Source organism: Streptomyces sp. ACA25 (assembly GCF_028200735.1).
Lineage (GTDB): Bacteria > Actinomycetota > Actinomycetes > Streptomycetales > Streptomycetaceae > Streptomyces.
On record NZ_JAQKPV010000006.1, the window covers coordinates 17,796 to 42,094 of the forward strand.

The window sequence follows — 24,299 nt, forward strand, 5'->3', positions numbered from 1 at the left end:
ATCGCCCGCCCGGCGGAGAAACCTCGCACCCGCCACTGTGTGCACCGCCCGGTCCCGGCCTACGCTGGAAGTGTGACCGGGCGCACAGGTCCTCCCGAAGGGACACCCGGGGGCGTCCCAGGAGGCGGGGACGAAGAACTCCGTTCGACCGTCTTCGACGAGTCGTTCATCCGCGCTGCCCAGCTGGAGGAGTTCTCCGCCCGGCAGCGCCTGGAGGAGCGCACCTCCCCGGTGCGCGACCGTCCCGCCGCCCAGATCGCCGGCATGGCGTCGAGGGCGCCGAAGCAGGGACTCGCCCTGGCCCTCGTCGTCCTGACCGCGATCGTCGCCGCCATCTATCTGGGCGGCAACAACGCCTACGGTCCGGGGCAGCCGGCCCCCGTGCCCCCGCCCCACGCCGTCGTCATACCGCTGGTCCCGCAAGCGGACGTGCCCGGCGGCGCACCCCGCGAGCTCTACGCGCACAGCCCGGCCGCCGGCTTCGGGACGGGCGCGGGCGCCGTCGAGCTGCCCGATCCGGGCGCCACCGAGAACTTCACCAGGGAGGAAGTGCTGACGGCCCTGGGCGTGGCCAAGGAGTATGTGGTGGCGTCCTCCCTCACACCTGAAGTGCTGACCGGTGCCACCGCCCTGCCGGTGCGGGCCCTGCTCCGCCCCGAGCAGCAACGGCAGCTCGACGGCAGTCTGGGCGGCCGGGAGGACCGGCCTCCGGCAACCGGCTGGCTCGTACGGTTCGACTCCTCCGCGGTGTCGCTGGCCGACCCGCGGGTGCGGGGCACCGGGCAGTTCACGGTGGAGGAGCAGGAGCCGGGGACGCTGTCGGTCACCGGCGAACACGTCCTGGTCTACGCGGTGCGTTCCGCCGAGTCCGTGGAGGAACCCGCCTCGCTGTTCGTGGTGCAGCGCACCGTGCGTCTCACTCTCGACGAGGAGGACCTGATCGCCCGGCGGGTCGTGGTGCAGCGGGCCGAGATGCGGGCCGGCCCGATGGACTGCGCCGCTGAGTCGGCCGCGGAACTCCGTCCGCTGCTGGCCGGCGAGGAGGCGTCGGCTTCGGGCCCGGCCGGGACCGACCCGTTCCAGGCGGACAGCGGCGGCACACTGTGCGGAACCCTGGACCCCGCGGCCCAGCCGGCCCTCCCGGGCTCCTAGCGCAGGGCCGTGGGGTGACGGGCGGAACCTGACGGATGCGGCAGCCGCCTCCCGCTCTCCCCGGATTCCGGTGGCGCGGTCCCGGCCCTGCCGCGGCTCGCCCGGCTCCTTCGCGTGCTCTCCCGGACCGGGCTACGGCTGATGCCCGGCCTGCCCCGGAGCGCCGACGGGGAGCCGCGCGACGCCTCAAGGGGTGGGGGCAGGGGCCGGCCGTACGCCGGTCGGCTTACGATGACCCTACGTTTTTCCTCCGTCCCACCTCGGATAGGTCCTTCGCATGTTCGTGACGAGCGCCAACGCCGCCCTCTCCACCCTCGCCGAGGCCGGCGACGATGCCATCAACCCGTACTTCGTCGGCGGCTTGACGCTGGCCGGGCTGCTCCTGCTGCTGGCGATCACCAACCTGCTGAACCGGGACCGCTGAGCCACCGGGCCCCGGACCGGCTAGGGTCTGCGCATGGGAGACCACATAGCCCCTCACCGGCGACGGCTCGGGGTGATGGGCGGGACGTTCGATCCGATCCATCACGGCCACCTGGTCGCCGCCAGCGAAGTGGCCGCGACCTTTCAGCTGGACGAGGTCGTTTTCGTGCCGACCGGGCAGCCGTGGCAGAAGAGCCACTCCACGGTCTCCCCGGCCGAGGACCGTTACCTGATGACGGTCATCGCCACGGCGTCCAACCCGCAGTTCTCCGTCAGCCGGATCGACATCGACCGGCCCGGCAAGACGTACACCATAGACACCCTGCGGGATCTCCGGTCCGAGAACGAGAACGCCGACCTCTTCTTCATCACCGGCGCCGACGCCCTCGCGCAGATTCTCAGCTGGCGGAACGCCGGCGAGCTGTTCTCACTCGCTCATTTCATCGGCGTCACCCGCCCGGGGCACGCGCTCGCCGATCCCGGTCTGCCGGACGGCGGTGTCACGCTGGTCGAGGTGCCGGCGCTCGCCATCTCCTCCACCGGCTGCCGTCGGCGGGTTTCCCGGGGAGACCCCGTCTGGTATTTGGTGCCGGACGGAGTGGTGCGCTACATCAACAAGCGTGCGCTCTATCGGAACCGACAGGGACCGAGGCGCTAAGAGGGGCTGAAGGGGCGGCACTGGTGAACGACCGACAGGATCCGTACGGGCACATCTACGGCTACGACGAGTACGGCCGCCCCCTCTACAGAACCGCCCAGGACCAGCCCCTCCCGCAGGACTCGTCCGGTTACCCCGCCGGGCAGACCTACGACCCGGATCCCTATGCCGCGTCGCAGCCCGGCGGCGGCCAGGCCTACGACCCGTACGCCCCGTATTCCGGCCAGGGCTACGGCCAGGACCCCTACGCCGCGCAGCCCGAGCAGCAGCAGCCCGGCTACGGCTATCCGGGCCCGCAGCAGCCGGTGAGTTACGGCACCGCGCAGCAGCCGGCGGTCGACGACTACGGCTACGACCCCACCCCGCAGGGGCCGCAGGCTCGCGGTGCCTCCGACACCTTCGATGCCTTCGGTACCTATGGCCCGGGCCCGCAGGCCCCGGTACGGACGGAGCAGCCGCCGGCGGAGCCCTCCTTCCCGCAGCAGCAGCCCTCTCAGCAGCCCTGGCAGCAGCCCCCCTCGCAGCGGCAGCCGGAGCCCGGCCCCGGTGTGGTCCCGCCGCCGCGCCGGCCGGAGGAGCCGCGGCGGCCCGCCGGGCCGGGTGTGCCGGGCGGCCACGGGCCCGACGATGACGGCTACCACACCGAGCAGTTCGCGTTCGTGGAGGAACAGGAGGAGGAGTCCGAGGACGTCATCGACTGGCTCAAGTTCACCGAGAGCCGCACCGAGCGCCGTGAGGAGGCCAAGCGCAAGGGCCGCAGCCGTCAGCGGCTCCTGGTGATCGCGCTGGTGCTGGCCCTGCTCGGCGCTGTCGGCGGGCTCTGGTACACCGGCAACCTGCCCGGGGTTCCCGGCCCCGGCGGCTCCGCCGAGGAGAGTGCGGCCGAGGCGGAGCGGCGCGATGTGATCGTCGTCCACCTGCGGGAGACCAACGGCGACGTCACCTCGACGGCCCTGCTGGTCGCCAACGAGACGACCGGTCACGGCACCGTCCTGCTGCTCCCCAACAATCTGGCGGTCTCCCCGGACGGCGGGAGCACCACCCTGGGCCAGGCGGTCACCGAGGAGGGTGCCGCCTCCGTCCGGGAAGCGGTGGGGCTGCTGCTCGGTGCGGACATCAAGGGCACCTGGCGGCTGGACACCCCGTACCTGGAGAACCTCGTCGACCTGGCCGGCGGCATCACTCTGGACAGCGACACCGAGGTGCCCGGCGAGGACGGGGACGAGCCGCTGGTCCCGGCGGGCGAGGGTATCGCCATGGACGGCCGGGCCGCGGTCGCCTACGCGGTGCACCGCGGCGGCGACGAGCCGCAGGAGGCCCAGCTGGAGCGCTTCGGCCAGGTGATGGAGGCGGTGCTGCGCAAGCTGCCCACCACCGACGAGGCCGCCACCCGGGTGGTCGAGAACCTCGCCCAGATCGCCGATCCGTCGCTCCCCGAGGATGAGCTAGGGGTGTCCCTCGCGCAGCTGGCCGCTCTCGCGAAGGAGGACAAGCACACCACCGTGCTGCTTCCCGTCGAGGACACCGGCATGATCAGCGACGAGACGGCGACCGGTCTGGTCGCGGAGGTGCTCGGCGGCACCGTCAGCAACGCCGAGGGCGGCGTCGCCCGCATCGGGGTGCGTGATGCCACCGGAACCGACGACGCGGTGGAATCCGCACGGGCCGCGCTGATCAACGGCGGCTTCTCGGTGGTCGACACCCGGGCCGTGGACGACACCCGGGCGGAGACGGAGGTCCGTTACGCCGACGAGGCCCACCGGGAGACGGCCATGGAGGTGGCGATCCTGCTCGGGCTGGGAGAGCAGGCCGTGGTGGAGGAAGAGACCTCCGGCAACGCCGACGTGACCATCCTCCTGGGGGAGGACTACGGGGATTGAACCGACCCGGTCGTGAGACCCTGGGTGAGGTACTCATCCGCCGTCGCCCCGTCCCGGGCGGCGGCGGAGTCCCCAGAGACGACCGGAGAAAGCTGCACCCGTGACCGTAACCGACCGTGCCACCGAGCTGATCAACCACGCCGCCCAGGCCGCGGCGGACAAGCTCGCCAGCGACATCATCGCCTACGACGTCGGAGACGTCCTCGCCATCACCGACGCCTTCCTGCTCGCCTCCGCGCCGAACGACCGGCAGGTGAAGGCCATCGTCGACGGCATCGAGGAGCGGCTGTCCCGGGAGCTCGGCGTCAAGCCGGTCCGGCGGGAGGGCGAGCGCGAGGGGCGCTGGGTGCTGCTGGACTACCTCGACATCGTGGTGCATGTGCAGCATTCCGAGGAGCGGGTCTTCTACGCCCTGGAGCGGCTGTGGAAGGACTGCCCGGAGATCAAGCTCCCCCCGGAGGCCGAGGCGACGCGCACCAAGGGCGGCCCGGCGCGGCCGGACGGGGAGGGCTCGGACCGGAACGCGGACGGTGAGCCGCGGTGATGCCTCCGGCGGGCCGCAAGATCGTGCTGTGGCGGCACGGCCAGACGGCGTGGAACCTGGAGCGCCGCTTCCAGGGCAGCACCGACATCGCGCTGACGCCGGAGGGCCTCGCTCAGGCCCGGCGCGCCGCCGCTCTGCTCGCCGGGCTCCGGCCCGACGCGATCATTGCCTCCGACCTGCAGCGCACCGCGGCGACGGCTGCCGAGCTGGCGGTGCTCACCGGTCTGAACGTGCTGCACGACGAGTCGCTGCGGGAAACCTACGCGGGAGCGTGGCAGGGGCTGACGCACGACGAGATCGTGGAGCGGTTCGGCGCGGAGTACGCCGCGTGGAAGCGCGGCGAGGCGGTGCGGCGCGGGGGTGGTGAGCTGGAGACCGAGGTCGCCGACCGGGCCGCCCCGTTCGTGGAGCGGCACGCCGAGAAGCTGCCGGAGAACGGCACGCTGGTCGTCGTCAGTCACGGCGGCACGATCCGTACCACGATCGGCCGGCTGATCGGGCTGCCCCCGGGCAGCTGGGAGGCGCTCGGCGGGCTGTCGAACTGCTGTTGGTCGGTGCTGGGCAGGGGCGTCAACGGCTGGCGGCTGGTGGAGCACAACGCTGGCAGCCTCCCCGAGCCCGTGCTCGGCGACGACACCTGACCCTCGGTCCGGCCCGTTGGCGGACGGCGCACCGTGCGGGACCGTGCCGTGCTGCCCGCGGAACGACGCACGGAGCACCGGGCAGATCCGGCGGTACGGCCGACTCGTGCCACTCATGTCCGCGTTGTGACGGAATGGTGCCGGAGGACGGCTGGAACGGTGTCGGCCCGGGTATGGGAGAGGTGTCGATCCCGTCTCCTTTCCACGGAGGCGGGAATCGCGGCTTATGGCGTCGTCGTTCGCGTGGCAGAATCGGAAACCGCCGGGCGGGGGGCCGGCAGGACTCCCGGCGGCGATGACGGAGGGTATTCCACTGTGCGCACGGCCCACGAGCAAAGCGGGAGCTGATCGGGGTATGGGAGCACACAGCAGGAAGTGCGACTGGTGCGGCAGCGGCACCCCGATCGTCCGTGACCTCCAGCCGGTCAACGACTCCTACCAGTACTGGTGTGTGGAGTGCGCCCGCGCCCTCATCATCAAGGGTGACCCCATCGAGACGTACCGTGAGCTGGAGGGCGAGCCGATCTACGGCCGGCTCCTGGACGAGCACTGCTCGCTGAAGCGCTTCTACTCCTTCGCCAGCGCCTGACGTTCCCCGGCGCCCGAGCCCGCGACACCGGTTCCGCGGTCCCCGCCGCGCTGCTCACCGCCCGGCGGTGCCCGCTCGCTGACCTCCGTGTTCCGTTCTCCGGCGACTGCTCACCACCCCGGTTCCGGCTCCCGTGGGCCGATTTGGCGTCCGGCCCCGGAGCCCGTGTACAGTAGGCGTCGCCGCAGCGGGAGACCGCGAGCGGACCAAACCCGGGGCTATAGCTCAGTTGGTAGAGCGCTTGCATGGCATGCAAGAGGTCAGGAGTTCGATTCTCCTTAGCTCCACGGGTCGCGCGACTCGCGGGGCCGGTGTACCGGGGGCTATAGCTCAGTTGGTAGAGCGCTTGCATGGCATGCAAGAGGTCAGGAGTTCGATTCTCCTTAGCTCCACTTCCCTCCTCCCTCCGGCGTGATCGACGCGGGGTCATGCCCCCGCTGACGCGCTGCACCAGACACGCAGGTGAACGGGCCGTCCGGTAGCCGGACGGCCCGTTCTGCGTCACTCTCCGGTGCGGTAGCCTGAGACCATGCGTGCCGTACGCCTTCTGCTTACCGGGCCGCGCTGACCAGACCCGCCCTCCGCGCTGTGGGCGGAGTCGGCGCGGCCTCCCCTCGTGTGTGCGGGGGGCTTTTTCATGTCCGGGGCAGAGACGACCGATGGAGCTTCGAGGACGATGAGCGAGACATTCAAGTACGGGGCGGACCTGGCCGCTGACATCGAGGCGCGCTGGCAGGACCACTGGGACAAGCACGGCACCTACGACGCGCCCAACCCCACCGGAGATCTGGCGGACGATCCCGCCATGGTGGCCAGGCCCAAGAAGTTCGTGATGGACATGTTCCCGTACCCCTCGGGGGCGGGTCTGCATGTGGGCCACCCCCTGGGCTACATCGCCACCGACGTGCACGCCCGCTACCTGCGGATGACGGGGCACAACGTGCTGCACACGCTGGGCTTCGACGCCTTCGGGCTGCCCGCCGAGCAGTACGCCGTCCAGACCGGCACCCACCCCCGGATCTCCACCGAAGCCAACATCGGCACCATGAAGGCCCAGCTGCGCCGGCTCGGTCTGGGCCACGACCAGCGCCGGTCGGTCACCACCATCGACCCCGAGTACTACCGCTGGACCCAGTGGATCTTCCTGCAGATCTTCAACTCCTGGTACGACACCGAGGCCGGCCGCGCCCGTCCCATCGGCGAGCTGGCCGCCCAGTTCGAGGACGGCCGGCGGCCGACCCCGGACGGCCGCCCCTGGGCAGACCTGACGGACACCGAGCGGGCCGACATCCTGGGCGGCCACCGCCTGGCCTACGCCTCGCACGCCCCGGTCAACTGGTGTCCCGGCCTGGGCACCGTGCTGGCCAATGAGGAGGTCACCTCCGAAGGGCGCTCCGAGCGGGGGAACTTCCCCGTGTTCAAGGCCAGGCTGCGGCAGTGGAACATGCGGATCACCGCCTACGCCGACCGGCTGCTGGACGACCTGGACGGCCTGGACTGGCCCGAGGCGATCAAGCTGCAGCAGCGCAACTGGATCGGGCGCTCCGAGGGCGCCCGCGCCGACTTCACCATCAGCGCGCCGGACGGCGGCCCGGCGGCCCGCAGCGAGCGAATCTCCGTTTTCACCACCCGTCAGGACACCCTGTTCGGTGCCACCTACATGGTGCTGGCCCCCGAACACCCGCTGCTGGACAGCGTCATCCCGGACACCTGGCCCGAGGGCACCCGCGAGGCGTGGACGGGCGGCCACGGCAGCCCGGCCGAGGCGGTCGCCACCTACCGGCGGCAGGCCGGTGCCAAGTCCGACGTCGAGCGGCAGGCCGACGCCAAGGTGAAGACGGGCGTCTTCACCGGTGTTTACGCGGTCAACCCGGTCAGTGCCGAGCGGATCCCGGTGTTCGTCGCCGACTACGTCCTGATGGGATACGGCACCGGCGCGATCATGGCCGTTCCCGCCCACGACCACCGCGACTTCGCCTTCGCGCGGGCTTTCGAGCTGCCGATGCGCTGCGTCGTCGAACCCACCGACGGCCGCGGCACCGACCCCGCAACCTGGGATGACGCGTTCGTCGCCGGCGAAGCCCGGCTGGTCAACTCCACCGGCCCGGACATCAGCCTGGACGGGCTGGGTGTCGTGGACGCCAAGGCCCGGGTCAGCACCTGGCTGGAGGAGCACGGCATCGGCGAAGGCACCGTCAACTTCCGCCTGCGCGACTGGCTGTTCAGCCGCCAGCGGTACTGGGGCGAGCCGTTCCCGATCGTCTACGACGAGGACGGCATCGCCCACCCGCTGCCCGAGTCCATGCTGCCGCTGGAGCTGCCCGAGGTCGAGGACTACTCCCCGCGGACCTTCGACTCCGACGACGCGCACACCGAGCCGGAAACCCCGCTGTCCCGCAACGAGGAATGGGTGAACGTCACCCTGGACCTGGGGGACGGGCGGGGGCCGCGCCGGTTCCGCCGCGAGACCAACACCATGCCCAACTGGGCCGGATCCTGCTGGTACGAGCTGCGCTACCTCGATCCGCACAACAGCGAGCGGCTGGTCGACCCCGGCATCGAGCAGTACTGGATGGGCCCGCGTGAAGGCATGCCGCACGGCGGTGTCGACCTGTACGTCGGTGGCGCGGAGCACGCCGTCCTGCATCTGCTGTACGCGCGGTTCTGGTCCAAGGTCCTGTACGACCTGGGGCATGTCTCCTCCGCCGAGCCGTTCCACAAGCTGTACAACCAGGGCATGATCCAGGCGTACGTCTACCGGGACAGCCGCGGCTTCCCGGTCCCCGCCGGCGAGACCGAGGAACGGGACGGCGTCTGGTACCACCAGGGCGAACCCGTGCGGCGCGAGCTGGGCAAGATGGGCAAGTCGCTGAAGAACGCCGTCACCCCGGACGAGATCTGCACCGAGTACGGCGCCGACACCTTGCGCCTGTACGAAATGGCGATGGGCCCGCTGGACGTCTCCCGGCCCTGGGACACCCGGGCCGTCGTGGGCCAGTACCGGCTGCTGCAACGGCTGTGGCGGAACATCGTGGACGAGGAAACCGGCGAGACCACCGTCACCGGCGGAGAGCCGGACGAGGCCACGCTGCGCGCTCTGCACAAAGCGATCGACGGTGTCCGGCACGACATGGCGGGGCTGCGTTTCAACACCGCCATCGCCAAGATCACCGAGTTGAACAACCATGTGACCAAGGCGCGGGAGGTGCCGCGGGCCGTGGCCGAGCCCATGGTGCTGCTGATCGCGCCGCTGGCCCCGCACATCGCGGAGGAGCTGTGGCGCCGGCTGGGACACCAGGAGTCGGTGGTGCACCAGGAATTTCCCGTGGCCGACCCGGCGTACGTCGTCGACGAGACGGTGACGTGCGTGGTCCAGGTGAAGGGCAAGGTCAAGGCCCGGCTGGAGGTCTCCCCGTCCATCGCCGACGCGGAGCTGGAGGCCCTGGCCCTGGCCGAGCCGGGAGTGCGGGCGGCGCTGGGCGGGGCGGGCATCCGCAAGGTGATCGTCCGTGCGCCCAAGCTGGTGAACATCGTTCCGGCCTGACCTCACCGGGGCCGCGGCGCGCACCCGTAGGGGGCGGTCCGGGACTTCTCAGGGTCCCGTTCCGTCCCCATTTCCCCGGCAGGCCGCCTACCCTGGGATACTGCGGATCCCGCGCCGGGGGAGGAGCAGAGATGAGGGAGCAGTTCTGATGGAAATCGTGCTCGTGCTGCTCGTGCTGTGCTTCCTGCTGTTCGTGGTCCTGGCGGTGCGCACTGCCAGGGCGGTCAAGCGCGGGGTGGAGCGCGCCGGAGTGGAGGCCCGCCGGTCACTCTCCCAGGCAGGGCTGGCGGCGCGGGCCGCGCAGCCCGGCCCGGTCGGAGAGCTGGCCCGGACCCGGAAAGAGCTGCGGACCTCCATCGACAGCACCCGTGCGGTGCTGGAACGGGGTTCAGCCGAGGACCCCGCCCTCCGTGAGGCCCTGGGCCTGCTGGACCAGCTCCACGGGCACGCCCGCCACCTGGACCAGGAAATGGGCGCACTGATGGCCGCCGAGCCCGACCGGCGGCGTGTCACCCAGCGTCTCCCGCACCTGCGGGAGCGCGCCGACCGGATCCGGAAGTCGGCCGACGCGCTGCGGCACGCCGCGCAGGAGCGCGCGCACCGCTACGACACGGACGAACTCGACTCCCTGCACCAGCAGATCGGTATCGAGGCGAGTGCGCTGCGGCACTGGGCGCCGGCCGAGCCGACTGCCGGTCCGTCGCTTCCGCCGGAGCCGGAGAAGCGCCAGCTGTTCCGCAAGGACGGACCGGGCGCCGGCTGATACCGGGAGGTAGCCGGGGGCGCGCGCCGCCCGGCAGGCGTCGTCGGCGGCGGGGCCGCCCGACCGCGGGTATTCTCCGGACCATGTTCAGCTCAGTCGCCATCGTCACGGACTCCACGGCCTACCTGCCGAAGGCGACTCTCGCACAGCACGGCATCATCTCCGTCCCGCTGACCGTGGTCCTCGACGGCCGGGCCTACGAGGACGGCACCGAGGAGTCCGCCCAGCGGCTGGCGGAGGCGCTGCAGCACCGGCAGCCGGTGACGACCTCCCGTCCGAACCCCGCCACCTTCGCGGAGGCGTACCGGGCCGCGGCGGAGGCGGGCGCCGACGGGATCGTCTCGCTCCACCTGTCCTCGGAGATCTCCGGTACCTACGACGCGGCGCTGCTGGCGGCCAAGGAGGCGCCGGTGCCGGTGCGGGTGGTGGACAGCGGCATGATCGCCATGGCGCTCGGCTTCAGCGTGCTGGCCGCCGCAGAGGTCGCCGCTGTCGGCGGTGGCCTGGAGGAGGCGGTGAGCGCGGCCCGGAAGCGGGCCGAGGGCACCGGCGCCTACTTCTACGTGGACACCCTCGAGTACCTGCGGCGCGGCGGCCGCATCGGAGCGGCCCAGGCCCTGCTCGGCTCGGCGCTGGCCGTCAAACCGCTGCTGGAGCTGTCCGGCGGGCGCATCGAGCCGCTGGAGAAGGTGCGCACGGCGGGCCGGGCGATCGCCCGTCTCGAGGAACTGGCTGTCGCCCACGCGGGCTCCGGTCCCGTCGATGTGGCGGTGCACCACCTGGCCGCTGCCGAACGTGCCGAGCAGCTGGCGGACCGGCTGGCCCAGCGGCTTCCCGCGATGGTGGAGCTGCACGTCAGCGAGGTCGGCGCGGTCCTCGGCGCACACACCGGTCCCGGCCTGCTGGGTACGGTCGTCTCCCCCCGCTGACGTCCCGGTGTCCGGGTGGGCCCGAGCGCCCGGACACCGCTCCTCCCGGCGTGCGCTCTTCGCATGCGCTCCCGGTTCCCTCCGGCGGAGGACCGGGATTTCCACCGGAACGGGGTTTTCCACAGATCCGGGCCATGATCACCACGACGATGCCGCTCTCTCCTAGCGTCCTGCGGCATGGAGATGCGAGGACGCAGCAACAGAGCCGGCCGGAGCCCGGGCAGCGGGGGCCGCAGTGGTCCCGGGCGTCGACGCCGCGGCCGGGAGCATCACCGGGACCACGAGGTCCGGGGCCGGGCCGCGGCCCTCTTCCCCTGCCGCCCGGACGCCCCGGTCGCCGACAGCCCGGTCCCTGACAGCCCTGCCGGTCCGGTCCCCGACAGAGCCGGCGGCGTCGGTCCGGAGGGCAGGAGCGCGGACGGCCCGGGGTCGCGGGGTGACGGCGCGGGCCGGCCGGACATCCTCGCCCCGGAGCCGGAGCCGGAGCCGGAGCCGGAGCCGGAGCCGGAGCCGGAGCCGGCGCCGGAGCCGGAGCCGGAGCCGGCGCTTGGCCGTCCCGCCGACCCGGCCCTGGACCCCGACCCGGCTCTGGACCCCGACCCCGCTCCGGCCCCCGGTGACGGGCCGGACTGGGAGGAGACGAAGCCGCTGCCGGCCGGGCAGCGGCTGCGGCTGGCCGTGCTGGAACGCCTGCCCCTGTGGGCGCAGCGGCGGTGCGGGCTGGAGGTGCGGACGCTGGCAGCGGTGTGCGTCGTGCTGGTCGTCGCCGCCGGCTTCGCTGCCCACCACTACTGGACCGCACGACCGCAGGCCTTCGCCTCCGCCGACCAGTTGCCGGTCGCCGAGGTCACCCCGACGGCGGCGGCGTCCGCCGAGCCCACCGCCCAGCCAGGTGACGCGCCCCCGGAGGAATCCGCGACGGTCGTCGTCGACGTGGCGGGGAAGGTCGGAAAGCCCGGCGTCCACACGCTGCCTCCCGGCTCCCGGGTCGCCGACGCGGTCGAGGCCGCCGGTGGCGTACGCCCCGGCACCGACATCGAAGCGCTCAACCAGGCCCGGGTCCTGACCGACGGCGAACAGATCGTGGTCGGCGCAGACCCCCCGCCCGGGGGAGCCGGACACGGCGGTGCCGGCCACGCCCCGCCGGGAGACGGCCGGATCAGTCTCAACTCCGCCACCGCGGAACAGCTGGAGACACTGCCGGGAATCGGCCCGGTGCTGGCCGGCCAGATCATCGGCCACCGGGACCAGCACGGGGCGTTCACTTCGGTGGACCAGCTCCTCGAAGTGTCCGGCATCGGGGAACGCCGGCTGAGCGACCTGCGGGACCGTGTCACTCTCTGACCCCGGCCCTGGCCCCGGCCCCGGACCCGGCCGTCACCCGGTGCACGCCGCCTCCGGGCACCGGCTCGGATCGCGCTCCCCCCGCCAGGAAGGCCCGCTCGACCTGCGCCTGGTCCCGCCCGCCCTCGCGACCTGGGCGGCAGCGGCGGTGGGGCTGGGTGCGTCGGCACGGCAGACCGCCTGGGCAGTGGCCGGGTGCTGCCTGGCCGCACTGATCCTCCTCGGCGCCGCACGGTGCCGACCGGCACGAGCCGGTCGGCCCGTGCTCACCGCCGTCGCCCTGGCACTGCTGTGTGCCGCGGCGGGTGGCACCGTGGCAGGCCTGCACGCCGCTTCCGTCCGGAGCGGGCCACTGCCCGAGCTGGCAGAACGGCAGGCGCAGGTCACCCTGGACCTCAGGCTCACCGGGGACCCCCGCCAGGGACGCCCGGCGGCCGGCAGCGCCGCGCAAGCTCCCCCGCCCCTGCTCGTCCCCGCCGAGACCACCTCGGTCAGCACCGGAGCCGGCACCGGGACGGCGGTCCGAAGCCCCGTGCTGCTCATCGTCTCCGGTGGATACGCCGCCTCCGAGGAGACCGCGGCGGAGCAGGAGGAGTGGCTGCGGCTGCTCCCCTCCACCGAACTGCGGGTGCGGGGCAGGCTGGCCCTTCCGGCGAGCGGGCGGGGCGCGGACATCACGGCAGTCCTGCGGGTCTCCCAGGCCGGACCGCCGGAGGTGACAGCACCGCCGAGCAGCGTGCACCGCTTCGCGGGCCACCTGCGCGAGACCTTCCGGGAGGCGACCGACGGCTTGCCCGAGGACGCCCGCGCCATGCTCCCCGCCCTGGTCGTCGGTGACACCTCGCGCATCCCCGCCGACCTGCGCGAAGCAGTGCAGGCCACCGACATGACGCACCTCATCGTGGTGAGCGGCGCGCACCTCGGGATCGTGCTGGCCGTCCTGATCGGTACCCCGGGAACTGCCTCGCTGGCCGAGAGACGCGGGCTGGCGGCCCGGCTCGGCATCCCGCTGCGCACCACCGCCGTGCTGGGCAGCGGGCTCGTGCTCCTCTTCGTGGTCCTGTGCCGGCCCGGCCCCAGTGTGCTGCGGGCGGCGGTCTGCGGAGGCATCGCGCTGCTGGCCATCGCCACCGGCCGTCGCCGTTCCCTGCTGCCCGCTCTCGCCGCGGCCGCCCTGCTGCTCGTCCTCTACGATCCCGGCCTCTCCCGCTCCTTCGGCTTTCTGCTGTCCGTCCTCGCCACCGGGGCGCTGCTCACCCTCGCCCCCCGCTGGAGCCTCGCCCTGCGGAAGCGCGGCGTGCCGCCCCGGCTCGCCGAGGCGCTGGCGGCGGCGGGCGCCGCACAGCTGGTCTGTGCACCGGTCGTCACCGTCTTCGCCGCCCGGGTCAGTCTGGTCGCGGTCCCCGCCAACCTCCTCGCCCAACTCGCCTTCGCCCCGGCCACCGTTCTCGGCTGGGCCGCCCTGGTGATCGCCCCGCTGTTCCTGCCCGCCGGAACCGCCCTGGCCTGGCTGGCGAGTTGGCCGGCCCGCTGGATCGCCGCCATCGCCCGGACCGGCGCCGCCCTGCCCGGGGCCGAACTCGGCTGGCCCGGCGGCTGGGCGGGCGCCGCGCTGCTGGCCGCCGTCACCCTTGCCGGCGCCTTCCTGATCCGTCCGTTGCTGCGCCGCCCCTGGCTCGTCCTGCTCTGTGCGCTGACGGTCCTGCTCGCCGTGCTGCGCCCCGTGCCCGTCACGCAGGTACTCACCGGCTGGCCGCCGCCCGGCTGGCGCCTGGTGGCCTGTGACGTGGGACAGGGGGACGGCCTGGTGCTGGCCGCAGGACCGCACACCGCGCTCGTCATCGACGTCGGACCTGACCCGGCGGCCATGGACACCTGCCTGCGTGAGCTGGGGATCCGGCACATCCCGTGGCTGGTGCTCACCCACTTCCACGCCGACCATGTGGCGGGGCTGCCGGGCGTACTGCGGGGCAGGAGCGTGGGAGCCATCCAGACCTCCACCGTGCGGGACACCCCGGGGCAGGCGGAGTTCGTGGACCGCACGGCCGGGGCCGCGGGCGTACCGGTGGTCCGCTCGGCGCCGGGGGAGCGGCGCCGTATCGGTGCCGAGCTGAGCTGGGAGGTGCTGTGGCCGCCGGAGCGCGCCGCCGGATACGGCTCGAACGACGCCAGTGTCACCCTGCTGCTGCACACCGCCGAGCTCACCGTTTTCCTGCCGGGCGACCTGGAACCCCCCGCGCAGCAACGGTTGCTGGCCGAGTATCCGGAGCTGCCCCGGGTGGATGTCATGAAAGTCGCTCACCACGGCTCTGCCTACCAGCATCCTCCGCTGCTCGACCGGCTGCGACCGCGCTTCTCGCTCGTCTCCTGCGGGGAGGACAACACCTACGGCCACCCTGCTCCGAGCACGCTCGAAGCGCTGACGTCCCTGGGCAGTACCGTCCTGCGCACCGACCTCCACGGCTCCCTCGCCATCACCGCTCACCCCGACGGCCCGCAGGCCGTCACCCGGGGGTGAATCGGGCAGGAAGGCGTTCTCCGTGTCGACTTTCGCGGATGCGGCGTTCGAGTTCCTTGCGGCGGACCGCCGCAGCAGTGAACGACCTTGGTCTCTGCGTCGTTTGCTCGTCGAGGGCTCTTTGGTGCCCGCCGGATGATTCAGGTTCCTGTTGATCACGAGCGTCTCTCAGGGCGTGCACAGGGGTGGGACTTGACCGGACTGGACCTCGGAACCCCGGCCCGCCGCCCCGCCCTCGACCACACCGACACGGAGACCTTCGGATGCCGCTCCACGCCATCCGCGAGAAGCACGACCGCATCGTCCGTGAGTCCTGACAGATCATGGTCATCGCCGCCGACCCCTGGTTGGGGCATGTTCCTCGCCGTCCTGCTGCTGCTGGCGCTCCTCAGCGCCGTCGCCTCCGCCGTCCTCCACCACAGGCGGCGCACAACGTCGCGGAAGAGAGGCCGACTGTTGAGCCCCACCGACATGACCCGCAGAACCGCTGTCAGTCGCGGGGAAGCAGGGAGCCCAGCGGGCCGAGGTCGAGGTTGAGGTCCTCCGGGCGCAGCCCGTGCTGCTCGCGCAGTTCCGCCATGCGTTCCTCCAGCATCATCAGGGTGGTGCCGATCTTCTCCACCTGCTCCTCGGTCAGCTCGCCGCTGTCGACGCGGCGGAGTGCCTGCCGTTCCATGAGCTGGCGCAGCAGCTCCACCACGGTGAGCACCAGGGCCACCAGGTCGCGGGCCACGGTGTCAGGATCCACGTCCAGCCTGTTTCCCGTCACAGGGGCCCACTGTCCGCCCACGGTGAGGGCACGCGTTCGGAGACGGAGGCCAGTAGCGCGTTGAGCGACAGCCGGACCAGCGGCACCTCGGCGATGGCGATCACCAGGTCCCCCTTGATGACGACGCCGGTGGCCAGCACCCGGTCCAGGAGATCGACCAGTGGCACGCCGATCGGGCCGTAGGGCCCCTCCTCGCCCTCCCACGGCACGGGGTCATGCGTGGTCATCCGTCTCACCGCCGTCCACGAAGGAGTAGGGCACCCAGGGGCCGGTCACCTCGATGTGCATGCCGGCACGGAACTCCGGGCAGTTCCGCAGCTCCTCGATCCGCGCGGTCAGCTCGTGTTCCCGGCGCGCGCAGACCAGGTAGGCCGCGTTGAGCACCTGGCGCCAGTGCCCCCCGGAACCCTCTGCAGGGGCGTGCGCCCGCAGCCGGCGCCCCGCGACCGCAATGTCACGGAGCGCGGTGTCCACCCGTTCCGCCGATTTCCAGGAGGCCTCCTGCCGGCTCTCGCGGGCCTGGTGCCGGCCGCGCACCCGCTCGAGATACGCGTGACCGGCACCGGAGTCGGGCACCGTGCGGCGGGCCGGTTCCCGGGGAGCCACCGGTGCCGGCCGGTTGGCCGAGTACACCTTGACGCCCCACTCCACTCGGCCCTCGATACGGTCCAGGGCGGTGAGGAACCGTCGGGCGTCAGCGGCGACCGCCCGCCGGGCACGGTCCTCGTTGAGATAGATCGTGGCAAGTGGCAGCGGCACCGCCGGGACGCACGCGGCCACGGCCGCCACCACCTCGTGGTGTGCCCGGGCACACCGCTCGAGCTCGGCACGGTCGCCGAGGCGCTGCTGCAACGCCTCGGCGGAGTGATCGGCCGCGGGCACTTCCTGGACGACGGCCGTCAGCGCACCTGCCGTGACGGTCCGGACCGGGGCGTGCTCCCCGTGCCCGGTGACCGCGCCGAGGTCGAGCGAGACGCGTCTGCGGCAGACCGCGAACACGTAGGTGACCGCCTCTTCCGCCTGGGGAGGTGTCGTCATGAAGCCTGCGAACCCTTTCTCGGACTGGCCTGCCGTTCAGCCGGCGGAGGAGAACCGGCGACAGCCTCCAGGACGGCAAGCCGCTCCCGGAGTTCCTGGTTCTCCTCCACGAGCGCTTCGCGGCGGGCACGGGTGGACAGCGCGGGGTCGGTTTCCCACCAGTCGATACCGGCCTTCCTGGCGGTGTCGACCGAGGAGATGAACAGACGCAGCCGGATGGTCAGCAACTCGATGTCCAGCAGGTCGATCTTGACGTCGCCCGCGATGACGATGCCCTTGTCGAGAACCCGCTCCAGAATGTCGGCCAGGTTGGCCGTCCGTGGCGGGTAGGGCTCCTGCACCTGAAGGGTGTCCATCCCCTGTCCGACCCGATTCACTTCTCTTCCTCCTCCTCTTCCTCGTCCTCTTCGTCCTCCTCTTCCTCGTCCTCGTCTTCCTCCTCCTCTTCCTCCTCCTCTTCCTCGTCGTCCTCCTCTTCCTCGTCCTCGTCCTCGTCCTCGTCTTCGTCTTCGTCTTCGTCTTCGTCCTCCTCGTCTTCCTCCTCTTCCTCGTCCTCGTCCTCTTCGCCGTCCTCTTCGCCGTCCTCTTCGCCGTCCTCCTCGCCTTCGTCTTCCTCCTGGCCCTCCCCGTCCTCTTCTTCCTCGCCGTTCTCCTCTTCGCCCTCGTCCTGGTCCTCTTCTTGCTTTTGCTGCTCCTCTTCCACCACGTCTTCGTGGGAGCGGACGACCTCGCCGTCGCGGATCTCCCCGCGCCATCCCTCGGGGTCCTCTTCAGCTGCCAGCGTCACGTATCTCTGGAAGTGCTTGAGGTCCAGTCGCAGACGACGGCCCTGGGCGCGCCAGAGGTTGCCCGTCTTCTCGAAGAAGCCCGCGGGGAAGTACTCGCAGACCACCACGATGCGCGTCAGTGTGGGAGCGATCTCGTGGAACGAGACGACACCTCGAGTGCTGCCCTTCGCGCCCTCCGAGGTCCACTCGATCCGGTCGTCCGGGATCTGCTCCTGAACCGTGGCCTTCCAGCTGCGGTTCGAGAAGGCGACCTTGAGTTTCCAGTCACTTTCCTTCTCGTCGGACATCTGTACACTCTGGACGCCCTTCATGAAGTCGTTGAACTGGTCGTACTGCGTCCAGTGGTTGTAACACGTGCGCAGTGGGCGCCCGACGTCGATCACTTCCACGATGTTGATCACCTTGGGGCTGCCACCCTTTCCTCCTCCGCCACCTCCACCGCCGCCACCTCCACCGCCGCCACCTGCACCGTTGTCATCGCCGCCTCCTCCGAAAAGCCCTTTGACCTTCCCCACGGTGTTGTCCTTGAGGCTTTTTGCGCCTTGCTTGGTCACCGCTTTTGCCGGGGACTCGCCGCTCATGATGTCGGCGCCGACCTTGGGGATCATCCCCCCGCCCTGTGCGGACTCGCTGAGCTTCCCGGCCAGGCCGGTAACTTTCTGGCCGGCGGACTCCACCAGTGACTGGGCCTGGGAGCCAAGGAAATCTTTGAACTCACTGCTCAGTCGGTCAAGACTTCCGGAGAGCACACCCGAGTCGCCGTTCTGCTGATCCTTCGCCATTACGTGCTACCTCCGACGCCGAGTGCTCTAGGTGGACTTCTTCGCGGTTTTCTTCTGAGATGACTTCTTCTGTGCAGGCGACTTCTTCGGTGTGGATTTCTTCGGTGCTGACTTCTTTGCGGCGGATTTCTTTGACGCTGACTTCTTGGGTGCCGACTTCTTCGGTGCTGACTTCTTGGCCGCTGCTTTCTTGGGTTCTTCCCTCTTTTTGGGCGGAGACTTCTTGGCTGCCGCCTTCTTTGCCGGAGCTGCCTTTTCCGGCTTCGATGACTTACCGGACGGTCCGGACTTCTTGCGGTCCTTTTTCGACTCTTCCGGTGCGGAGCTCTTCTTTGCCGTACCCTTCTTTCCAGCCTGCCGTTCCGTCTTCTTCTTGCGTCGATCTGCCGCCTTCTCCTGCTTACGGGTCTTCTCCGCGGCTTCCTCGTCCGGCTCTTCCTCTTCCTCTTCCTCCGCTTTCTCCTCCTCGGGTTCTTCCCCTTCCTCTGGCTCTTCCTCCTCCTCTGGCTCTTCCTCCTCTTCTTCTTCGCCCTCCTCTTCTTCCTCGGGCTCTTCCTCGGGCTCTTCCCCCTCCTCGGGCTCCTCCTCCTCTTCCTCGGGCTCCTCCTCTCCCTCTTCCTCTTCCCCTTCCCCTTCTTCCTCCCCTTCTTCGGGTTCTTCCTTGTCCTGCGCTTTGGGCTCTTCCTCTTCCTTCTCCGGTTCCTCTTCTTCGCCTTGGCCCTTCTTGGACTCCGTGCGGGTGCGGAGCGCATCGGCGAAAGCATCGAGTCGCCGGCTGGCCGCGGCGGAGGCAGCCCCCCGACTGGCCTCGAGCAACTCCCCGCGAATCTGTTCTTCCAGCTGCGCGTACTGCGGGCTCTCCTTGAGCATGCGCAGACCTTCATCCGCGAGATCGCGGGGGTTGAGGCCGAAACGGCGCCCAGCAGCGTAGGAGGCGATGGCGAAAGCCAGCTTTGCCTTCTTCGTGCGACCCATCAGGTAGCCACCCGCAATACCTGCTGCGAGGGCTGCCTTTGTCATGTCATCCATCTACACATTCCCATCGTGGCTGATCAGCGGTTGTGTTTCTGGGGGTGTCCGACTGGGGCGGTGTTCCGCTTGTCGAGCAGGTCGAGCAGGTGTTCCTCCTCCTTCTCGAACTCAGCGGAGGTGATTTCGCCGTCCTCCAGTGCACGGTTCAGTTCGGCGAGTCGCGCAAGAATGGGAGAGGGGTCACGCAGTTCTTTTTCTGCTGCGTCGGCGAGTTTGTCCGCGACCCAGGCGACACCGCGCACGGGTGCCAGCGGCAGTAGCAGGACCTCGGACAGCAGACCCATGTCAGGGAGACCCCGCGGGAGCCCGTTGCCCCGCGTCCGTCGCCGGAACGAAGCTGAAGCACGGCAGCGGTCCGGTGAGCCGGAGTTCGGCCCGGCTGCCGCAGTCGGCCGCGCATCGCCCTGCCACACTCCTGAACTCATCCTCCGCGCTGCGCGGGATGAGGAAGGAGAGGTTACGCACGCAACCCGCGATGTCCGGACCGGCCGCGGTGTCGTCGGCGAATCCGGTGAGCCGGCGCACGGTCTGCGTGGCCGCTTCGGCCGCCCGGCGGTGGAACGCGTTGGCGACCGCTTCCCCGAGCCGGACTCTCTCCTCGTAGCCGGGCCGGCGTCGCATGGCCTCGCGGAGTCGCCGCACCTGGGGGTCCTCGCGGAGGAGTTCGCCGAGGGACTCCTCGACGGGAAACACTTTGAGGTTCATCTCCAGGCGGCCGTCGAGACGCTCCAGGGTCTCCAGGCAACGGTTCTCGTCCTCGGCAAGGCGGCCTCGGACGAAAGCGTCGTCGTTCGCCACCATGCCGAAGCGCATCGGAAGCACGGGACCGCTGATTGACAGCGCCAGCAGGACATCCTGGTGTGCCATCAGGTCGCGCCGACGGGCCCGCAGGCCCTCCGGGGCAGGACTGACCGCTGCGGCCAGTCGTCCCGACCGCAGCAGCCGGAGCACCGCGGGCGGAGAGCCGACCCCCAGGCAACCCGCCGGCAGCGAGTGGTCGGCGCGGACGATGCCGTAGACGTAGACACCCCGGTCGGTCATCCGTCACGCCCCCTTGGAGCTCTTGCTGCGCGTCCTGGTGCCGCTGCGGGACTTCGAAGACGACGACTTCGGCCGTGACCGCTGTTTCGACGGCTGCTTTTCCGTCTCTTCCTCTTGCTCTTCCTCGTCGTCGTCGCTGCTGCCGGTCAGGGCGTCCTTCACTTTGCTTCCGGTGCTTTCCACTGCTTTTTTTGCGCCCTTCTTTCCTGCACTCTTCATTGCGCTTCCGCCGCTGAAGAGTTCGGGAACGGTGCGGCTGCGGGTGTCCGTCTCGAGGTCGAGCCGGTTGCATGCCTCGGCGAAACGTAGATAGGTGTCGACGCTGGCGATGACGATCCGTATATCGACCTTCAGGATCTCGATTCCCACCAGGGAGACCCTGAGGAAGACGTCGATGACCATGCCGCGATCGAGGATGATGTCGATGACGTCATAGAGCGTTCCCGCACGGGGGACACACGCGACATCGTCGGTGTACGTGGTCGTGGTGCTCACTGAGAATCTCCTCTGGGCTTGCCCGGTGAAGCGCCGTCAGTCGTCGGCCGAGTTGCGCCGGTATCGGCGAACGCGGCGGTACTGGAGAAGGTTTCCGTCGTCGTCGAGTTCGACCTCGTACGTGGCGAGCAGGCTGGTGGTATCGGGAATGCGCGGTACTTCCATGATGTCCACGCACACACGCCAGCCGTTCTCGGCCCGGTGTACGGCGGAAACGCCGTCAACGGAATGGGTGATCAGCTCTTCGAGTTGCTGGCCGGCATAGCGAGCGGCATCGGCTGCTCCCCTTACCGGGGAACGGCGATGTGCTGTGCCACTGCCGGTTCTGGAAGCGGTCCGAGAGCGCTTTTCTCGCTGTTCTGCCATGGACATCAGTCTGGGCGGGAGATGTTTCCCCCGCCCGGAATGCTGGGCTGTCCGTGGAAGGGCGTGCGCTGTTCGGGTGGCACGCGCTCCCCTCCGGAGCGCACAACGTCCCTGAGCGTGCGACCTCTGATGAGCGGCAAGCGTGCCGGTCCGCCCGGCGAACACCGACCGGGGAACGGGTGCGGCTGCGGCCCTGGGCGCGCGGGTTCCGCGGCTGTTACCGTGCCGGTCGCGATGAGGGTCGGACGAGGGACAAGGGACCTATGAACCAAGCACTCACAACCGCCTACCTCGAACGTCTCGGCATCATCGGTCCAGTCCCGGCCGATGGCGCGACCCTGCGCGAGTTGCAGTACCGGCACCTGCTCACCGTGCCGTTCGAGAACCTGTCGATCCACTTGCGTGAGGAGATCGAGCTCGTGGGGAACGAGCTGGTCCGCAAGGTGGTGGAACGGCGGCGCGGCGGCTTCTGTTACGAGCTGAACGGCGCGTTCGCCACCCTGCTCACCGAGCTCGGGTACTCGGTGACGCTGCTGTCCGCCCGGGTCTTCCAGGAGGGAAGCCTCGGCGTGCCCTACGACCACCTCGTGCTGCGGGCGACGGCGGCCGACGGATCGGGGTCCTGGCTCGCCGAGGTCGGATTCGGGGAGGCGTTCCTGCAACCGCTGCGCTGGGAAAGCCGGGCGGAGCAGCAGGACCCGGCCGGGGTTTTCCAGCTGGTCGAGGCGGAGTACGGCGACCTGGATCTGCTGCAGAACGGTGTGCCGCAGTACCGGCTGGACACCCGGCCCCGGGAGCTCGCCGAGTTCGAGCCCACCTGCTGGTACCACCGGACGTCACCGCGGTCCCACTTCACCCGCGGTCCCATGTGCACGCGGCTCACCGAGGAGGGACGGGTGACGCTTGCCGGCCGGAAGCTGAAGATCACCGAGGGTGGTGCGAAGCGCGAGACGGACCTGCCGGACGACAGTGCCGTACTCCGCGCCTATCAGGAGCACTTCGGTATTGAGCTCGACCAGGTGCCGGTGCCGCTGAGAGCAGACCGCCCGCGGTGACCGGCAGCGGCCCCGCGCGCCCACCCTCTCAGCTCTTCCGATCAGCCCGGTGGCCCTGAGCCGGACCGGGCCCGGTCAGTCGTTCTCGAGCCAGCCCTCGTACCGCTCGGCGAGGCCCCGCAGGGCTTCGCGGTCGTGCCGGGAGCGCGGATCCTCCAGAACCACCAGCCACTGTGCGTCCTCCGCGTCGTCCTCGCCGGCGAGAGCGTCCCGCACCGGCCGCGGCTCCTCGGGGAGGCCGAGACTCTCGGCGAGTTCTTCGGCGGCCTCCTCGGCCGCGTCGCGGTCGGGGAGCACCAGGATGTGTCGTCGTGCGTCGGTCACCGGTCCATTGTCAGGGACGGTGCCGGGCGCATCCCGGGCGGGAGGGCGCCCGGGACGCGCCGTCCGGCCGGCGGGGGACGTGGGGGCGGAGGGGGTGTCCGAGTGGCGTGGGATGCTGGGCGCGATGGCTGGGAAGAAGAGCACCGACGATCCGCTGGCCCCGATCACGCTCGCCGTGGGGCAGGAAGAGCTGCTGCAGGACCGCGTCGTCCGGCAGACCGTGGCCGCCGCCAGGGCCGTCGACGCCGACACCGACGTGCGCGATCTGGCGCCCGGGGAGCTGCAGCCGGGCACGCTGGCCGAGCTGACCAGCCCGTCGCTGTTCGCGGAGCGCAAGGTGGTGGTGGTGCGGCAGGCCCAGGACCTTTCCGCGGACACCGTCAAGGATGTGAAGAAGTACTGTGCGGCACCGGCCGAGGAGATCACTCTGCTGCTGCTGCACGCCGGAGGCCCCAAGGGCAAAGGGCTGCTGGACGCCGCCCGCAAGGCGGGGGCCCGGGAGGTTCCCTGCGCGAAGCTGACCAAGCCCGCTGACCGGCTGGCCTTCGTCCGCAACGAGTTCCGGACGGCCGGCCGCAGCGCCACCCCGAACGCCTGCCAGGCGCTGGTGGACGCCCTCGGCAGTGATCTGCGGGAGCTGGCCTCGGCCTGCTCGCAGCTCGCCGCCGACGTGGACGGCACCATCGACGAGGCCGTCGTCGCGCGGTACTACACCGGCCGGGCCGAGGCCTCCAGCTTCGCGGTCGCCGACCACGCGGTGGAGGGCAACACCGCGGGTGCCCTGGAGGCCCTGCGCTGGTCGCTGTCCACCGGGGTCGCGCCGGTGCTCATCAGCAGTGCGCTCGCCCAGGGCGTGCGGGCGATCGGCAAGCTGGCCTCCGCGCCGTCCGGGATGCGTCCCGCCGACCTGGCACGCGAGCTGGGGATGCCGCCGTGGAAGATCGACCGGGTGCGGCGGCAACTGCGCGGCTGGTCGGCGGACGGAGTGGCGGTGGCCATCCGCGCCGTTGCCGAGGCGGACGGAGCGGTGAAGGGCGGCGGCAGCGATCCGGCGTACGCCCTGGAGAAGGCGGTCGTCACCATCGCCGGGGCCGCCCGGTCACGCCGCTAGCACTCGCGCCCACCCCCGCCGGTACGGCGGAAAGGCCCCGGGCGCTCTGGGGAGAGCGGCCCGGGGCCTTCCGTGTCGTGCGTGCTACGAGGCACCGCACCCACGTGGCGAACGTCGGACGCGTGCGGTGCGCGGGTCACCGGCCGGAGCGGAGAGAGGGGCCGCTGGGTCCGGGCGGTGGGAGGTGATCGGGTCAGCCCTTGAGGGCGGCGACCTGTGCGTCGAGCGACGACTTCTTGTTGGCGGCGTTGTTCTTGTGCAGCACGCCCTTGCTGACCGCCTTGTCGAGCTTGCGGGCAGCCGTGCGGGTGGCCTCGGTGGCCTGCTCGACGTCGCCACCGGCCACGGCCTCGCGGGCCTTGCGGACGGCGGTCTTCAGCTCGGACTTGACCGCCTTGTTGCGCAGACGGGCCTTCTCATTGGTCTTGTTCCGCTTGACCTGGGACTTGATGTTCGCCACGAAATGAGCCTTTGCAGGTTCGATTGCCTCTGAAAGATGCCTCCGCGAGCGCA

General features: G+C 70.7%; 26 protein-coding genes and 2 tRNA genes. 16 read left to right on the forward strand and 12 right to left on the reverse strand.

Annotation, left to right across the window (positions count from 1 at the left end; translation table 11 throughout):
* Positions 1 to 72: 72 nt before the first annotated feature.
* From PJ985_RS11480 to PJ985_RS11545, 14 genes are all read left to right on the forward strand, one after another.
* Positions 73 to 1,152, forward strand: coding sequence for an SCO2583 family membrane protein (locus PJ985_RS11480; RefSeq protein ID WP_271683570.1), 1,080 nt, complete (start codon positions 73 to 75; stop codon positions 1,150 to 1,152).
* A 277-nt stretch (positions 1,153 to 1,429) separates the two neighbouring features.
* Positions 1,430 to 1,576: a hypothetical protein gene (locus PJ985_RS11485; protein WP_271683571.1), complete on the forward strand. Its 147-nt coding sequence runs from the start codon at positions 1,430 to 1,432 to the stop codon at positions 1,574 to 1,576.
* 33 nt (positions 1,577 to 1,609) lie between these two features.
* Positions 1,610 to 2,233: a nicotinate-nucleotide adenylyltransferase gene (gene nadD / locus PJ985_RS11490; protein ID WP_271683572.1), complete on the forward strand. Its 624-nt coding sequence runs from the start codon at positions 1,610 to 1,612 to the stop codon at positions 2,231 to 2,233.
* Between the two features lie 23 nt (positions 2,234 to 2,256).
* The gene (locus PJ985_RS11495) at positions 2,257 to 4,113 is read left to right on the forward strand and encodes an LCP family protein (RefSeq protein WP_271683573.1); all 1,857 of its coding nucleotides are present in this window, start codon (positions 2,257 to 2,259) and stop codon (positions 4,111 to 4,113) included.
* A gap of 100 nt (positions 4,114 to 4,213) precedes the next feature.
* The gene (gene rsfS / locus PJ985_RS11500) at positions 4,214 to 4,657 is read left to right on the forward strand and encodes a ribosome silencing factor (RefSeq protein ID WP_271683574.1); all 444 of its coding nucleotides are present in this window, start codon (positions 4,214 to 4,216) and stop codon (positions 4,655 to 4,657) included.
* Complete coding sequence (locus PJ985_RS11505) at positions 4,657 to 5,298, forward strand: histidine phosphatase family protein (RefSeq protein WP_271683768.1); 642 nt, start codon at positions 4,657 to 4,659, stop codon at positions 5,296 to 5,298. The genes rsfS and PJ985_RS11505 overlap by 1 nt, the downstream gene beginning before the upstream one ends.
* Positions 5,299 to 5,653: 355 nt before the next feature.
* Positions 5,654 to 5,887 (forward strand): hypothetical protein, encoded by a 234-nt coding sequence (locus tag PJ985_RS11510; protein ID WP_271683575.1) that lies wholly within the window; start codon positions 5,654 to 5,656, stop codon positions 5,885 to 5,887.
* A gap of 214 nt (positions 5,888 to 6,101) precedes the next feature.
* Positions 6,102 to 6,174, forward strand: a tRNA-Ala gene (locus PJ985_RS11515).
* A 32-nt stretch (positions 6,175 to 6,206) separates the two neighbouring features.
* Positions 6,207 to 6,279 (forward strand) — tRNA-Ala (locus PJ985_RS11520).
* Positions 6,280 to 6,563: 284 nt separating this feature from the next.
* Positions 6,564 to 9,431 (forward strand): leucine--tRNA ligase, encoded by a 2,868-nt coding sequence (gene leuS, locus PJ985_RS11525; RefSeq protein ID WP_271683576.1) that lies wholly within the window; start codon positions 6,564 to 6,566, stop codon positions 9,429 to 9,431.
* A gap of 148 nt (positions 9,432 to 9,579) precedes the next feature.
* A complete protein-coding gene (locus PJ985_RS11530) occupies positions 9,580 to 10,194 on the forward strand; it encodes a hypothetical protein (RefSeq protein WP_271683577.1) in 615 nt (204 codons plus the stop codon).
* Between the two features lie 83 nt (positions 10,195 to 10,277).
* The gene (locus tag PJ985_RS11535) at positions 10,278 to 11,123 is read left to right on the forward strand and encodes a DegV family protein (protein ID WP_271683578.1); all 846 of its coding nucleotides are present in this window, start codon (positions 10,278 to 10,280) and stop codon (positions 11,121 to 11,123) included.
* Between the two features lie 177 nt (positions 11,124 to 11,300).
* On the forward strand, positions 11,301 to 12,467 hold the full coding sequence (locus PJ985_RS11540; RefSeq protein WP_271683579.1) for a ComEA family DNA-binding protein: 1,167 nt from the start codon (positions 11,301 to 11,303) through the stop codon (positions 12,465 to 12,467).
* 40 nt (positions 12,468 to 12,507) lie between these two features.
* Positions 12,508 to 14,985, forward strand: a complete 2,478-nt coding sequence (locus PJ985_RS11545) for a ComEC/Rec2 family competence protein (protein ID WP_271683580.1) — start codon at positions 12,508 to 12,510, stop codon at positions 14,983 to 14,985.
* 490 nt (positions 14,986 to 15,475) lie between these two features.
* Here PJ985_RS11545 and PJ985_RS11550 read toward each other — a convergent pair whose 3' ends face one another.
* The 10 genes from PJ985_RS11550 to PJ985_RS11595 are packed head-to-tail and all read right to left on the reverse strand — an operon-like array spanning position 15,476 to position 21,296.
* Positions 15,476 to 15,754 carry a gas vesicle protein K gene (locus PJ985_RS11550; RefSeq protein WP_271683581.1) on the reverse strand — a complete coding sequence of 93 codons (279 nt, stop codon included), beginning with the start codon at positions 15,752 to 15,754 and terminating at the stop codon, positions 15,476 to 15,478.
* Positions 15,751 to 15,981, reverse strand: coding sequence for a gas vesicle protein (locus PJ985_RS11555; protein WP_271683582.1), 231 nt, complete (start codon positions 15,979 to 15,981; stop codon positions 15,751 to 15,753). Before PJ985_RS11555 ends, PJ985_RS11550 begins: the two co-directional genes overlap by 4 nt.
* Positions 15,968 to 16,792, reverse strand: a complete 825-nt coding sequence (locus tag PJ985_RS11560) for a GvpL/GvpF family gas vesicle protein (RefSeq protein ID WP_271683583.1) — start codon at positions 16,790 to 16,792, stop codon at positions 15,968 to 15,970. The genes PJ985_RS11555 and PJ985_RS11560 overlap by 14 nt, the downstream gene beginning before the upstream one ends.
* On the reverse strand, positions 16,789 to 17,148 hold the full coding sequence (locus PJ985_RS11565; RefSeq protein ID WP_271683769.1) for a gas vesicle protein: 360 nt from the start codon (positions 17,146 to 17,148) through the stop codon (positions 16,789 to 16,791). The genes PJ985_RS11560 and PJ985_RS11565 overlap by 4 nt, the downstream gene beginning before the upstream one ends.
* A gap of 17 nt (positions 17,149 to 17,165) precedes the next feature.
* Entirely contained in the window at positions 17,166 to 18,362 is a 1,197-nt protein-coding gene (locus PJ985_RS11570) for an SRPBCC family protein (RefSeq protein ID WP_271683584.1), read from the reverse strand.
* A 27-nt stretch (positions 18,363 to 18,389) separates the two neighbouring features.
* Positions 18,390 to 19,391, reverse strand: a complete 1,002-nt coding sequence (locus PJ985_RS11575) for a histone protein (RefSeq protein WP_271683585.1) — start codon at positions 19,389 to 19,391, stop codon at positions 18,390 to 18,392.
* A 23-nt stretch (positions 19,392 to 19,414) separates the two neighbouring features.
* The gene (locus PJ985_RS11580) at positions 19,415 to 19,678 is read right to left on the reverse strand and encodes a gas vesicle protein GvpG (protein WP_271683586.1); all 264 of its coding nucleotides are present in this window, start codon (positions 19,676 to 19,678) and stop codon (positions 19,415 to 19,417) included.
* A gap of 1 nt (position 19,679) precedes the next feature.
* Complete coding sequence (locus PJ985_RS11585; RefSeq protein WP_271683587.1) at positions 19,680 to 20,435, reverse strand: GvpL/GvpF family gas vesicle protein; 756 nt, start codon at positions 20,433 to 20,435, stop codon at positions 19,680 to 19,682.
* 3 nt (positions 20,436 to 20,438) lie between these two features.
* Positions 20,439 to 20,930, reverse strand: coding sequence for a gas vesicle protein GvpJ (gvpJ, locus tag PJ985_RS11590; RefSeq protein WP_271683588.1), 492 nt, complete (start codon positions 20,928 to 20,930; stop codon positions 20,439 to 20,441).
* A 36-nt stretch (positions 20,931 to 20,966) separates the two neighbouring features.
* Positions 20,967 to 21,296 (reverse strand): gas vesicle protein GvpO, encoded by a 330-nt coding sequence (locus PJ985_RS11595; protein ID WP_271683589.1) that lies wholly within the window; start codon positions 21,294 to 21,296, stop codon positions 20,967 to 20,969.
* Positions 21,297 to 21,559: 263 nt separating this feature from the next.
* Between PJ985_RS11595 and PJ985_RS11600 the strand changes: the two genes are divergently transcribed.
* Complete coding sequence (locus tag PJ985_RS11600) at positions 21,560 to 22,351, forward strand: arylamine N-acetyltransferase family protein (protein WP_271683590.1); 792 nt, start codon at positions 21,560 to 21,562, stop codon at positions 22,349 to 22,351.
* A gap of 75 nt (positions 22,352 to 22,426) precedes the next feature.
* Here PJ985_RS11600 and PJ985_RS11605 read toward each other — a convergent pair whose 3' ends face one another.
* On the reverse strand, positions 22,427 to 22,675 hold the full coding sequence (locus PJ985_RS11605) for a hypothetical protein (RefSeq protein WP_271683591.1): 249 nt from the start codon (positions 22,673 to 22,675) through the stop codon (positions 22,427 to 22,429).
* Between the two features lie 124 nt (positions 22,676 to 22,799).
* Here PJ985_RS11605 and holA point away from each other — a divergent pair, with 124 nt between their 5' ends.
* Positions 22,800 to 23,786, forward strand: a complete 987-nt coding sequence (gene holA / locus PJ985_RS11610; protein ID WP_271683592.1) for a DNA polymerase III subunit delta — start codon at positions 22,800 to 22,802, stop codon at positions 23,784 to 23,786.
* Between the two features lie 193 nt (positions 23,787 to 23,979).
* Here holA and rpsT read toward each other — a convergent pair whose 3' ends face one another.
* Positions 23,980 to 24,246, reverse strand: coding sequence for a 30S ribosomal protein S20 (gene rpsT, locus PJ985_RS11615; RefSeq protein ID WP_271683593.1), 267 nt, complete (start codon positions 24,244 to 24,246; stop codon positions 23,980 to 23,982).
* Positions 24,247 to 24,299 lie beyond the last annotated feature (53 nt).

Coding starts and splice junctions, on each gene's coding strand:
- PJ985_RS11485 (WP_271683571.1), top strand. CDS start 1,430: ATGTTCGTGACGAGCGCCAACGCCGCCCTCTCCACCCTCGCCGAGGCC.
- nadD (WP_271683572.1), top strand. CDS start 1,610: ATGGGAGACCACATAGCCCCTCACCGGCGACGGCTCGGGGTGATGGGC.
- PJ985_RS11505 (WP_271683768.1), top strand. CDS start 4,657: ATGCCTCCGGCGGGCCGCAAGATCGTGCTGTGGCGGCACGGCCAGACG.
- PJ985_RS11510 (WP_271683575.1), top strand. CDS start 5,654: ATGGGAGCACACAGCAGGAAGTGCGACTGGTGCGGCAGCGGCACCCCG.
- leuS (WP_271683576.1), top strand. CDS start 6,564: ATGAGCGAGACATTCAAGTACGGGGCGGACCTGGCCGCTGACATCGAG.
- PJ985_RS11530 (WP_271683577.1), top strand. CDS start 9,580: ATGGAAATCGTGCTCGTGCTGCTCGTGCTGTGCTTCCTGCTGTTCGTG.
- PJ985_RS11535 (WP_271683578.1), top strand. CDS start 10,278: ATGTTCAGCTCAGTCGCCATCGTCACGGACTCCACGGCCTACCTGCCG.
- PJ985_RS11540 (WP_271683579.1), top strand. CDS start 11,301: ATGGAGATGCGAGGACGCAGCAACAGAGCCGGCCGGAGCCCGGGCAGC.
- PJ985_RS11555 (WP_271683582.1), bottom strand. CDS start 15,981: ATGACCACGCATGACCCCGTGCCGTGGGAGGGCGAGGAGGGGCCCTAC.
- PJ985_RS11560 (WP_271683583.1), bottom strand. CDS start 16,792: ATGACGACACCTCCCCAGGCGGAAGAGGCGGTCACCTACGTGTTCGCG.
- PJ985_RS11565 (WP_271683769.1), bottom strand. CDS start 17,148: ATGGACACCCTTCAGGTGCAGGAGCCCTACCCGCCACGGACGGCCAAC.
- PJ985_RS11570 (WP_271683584.1), bottom strand. CDS start 18,362: ATGGCGAAGGATCAGCAGAACGGCGACTCGGGTGTGCTCTCCGGAAGT.
- PJ985_RS11575 (WP_271683585.1), bottom strand. CDS start 19,391: ATGGATGACATGACAAAGGCAGCCCTCGCAGCAGGTATTGCGGGTGGC.
- PJ985_RS11580 (WP_271683586.1), bottom strand. CDS start 19,678: ATGGGTCTGCTGTCCGAGGTCCTGCTACTGCCGCTGGCACCCGTGCGC.
- PJ985_RS11585 (WP_271683587.1), bottom strand. CDS start 20,435: ATGACCGACCGGGGTGTCTACGTCTACGGCATCGTCCGCGCCGACCAC.
- PJ985_RS11595 (WP_271683589.1), bottom strand. CDS start 21,296: ATGGCAGAACAGCGAGAAAAGCGCTCTCGGACCGCTTCCAGAACCGGC.
- PJ985_RS11600 (WP_271683590.1), top strand. CDS start 21,560: ATGAACCAAGCACTCACAACCGCCTACCTCGAACGTCTCGGCATCATC.
- holA (WP_271683592.1), top strand. CDS start 22,800: ATGGCTGGGAAGAAGAGCACCGACGATCCGCTGGCCCCGATCACGCTC.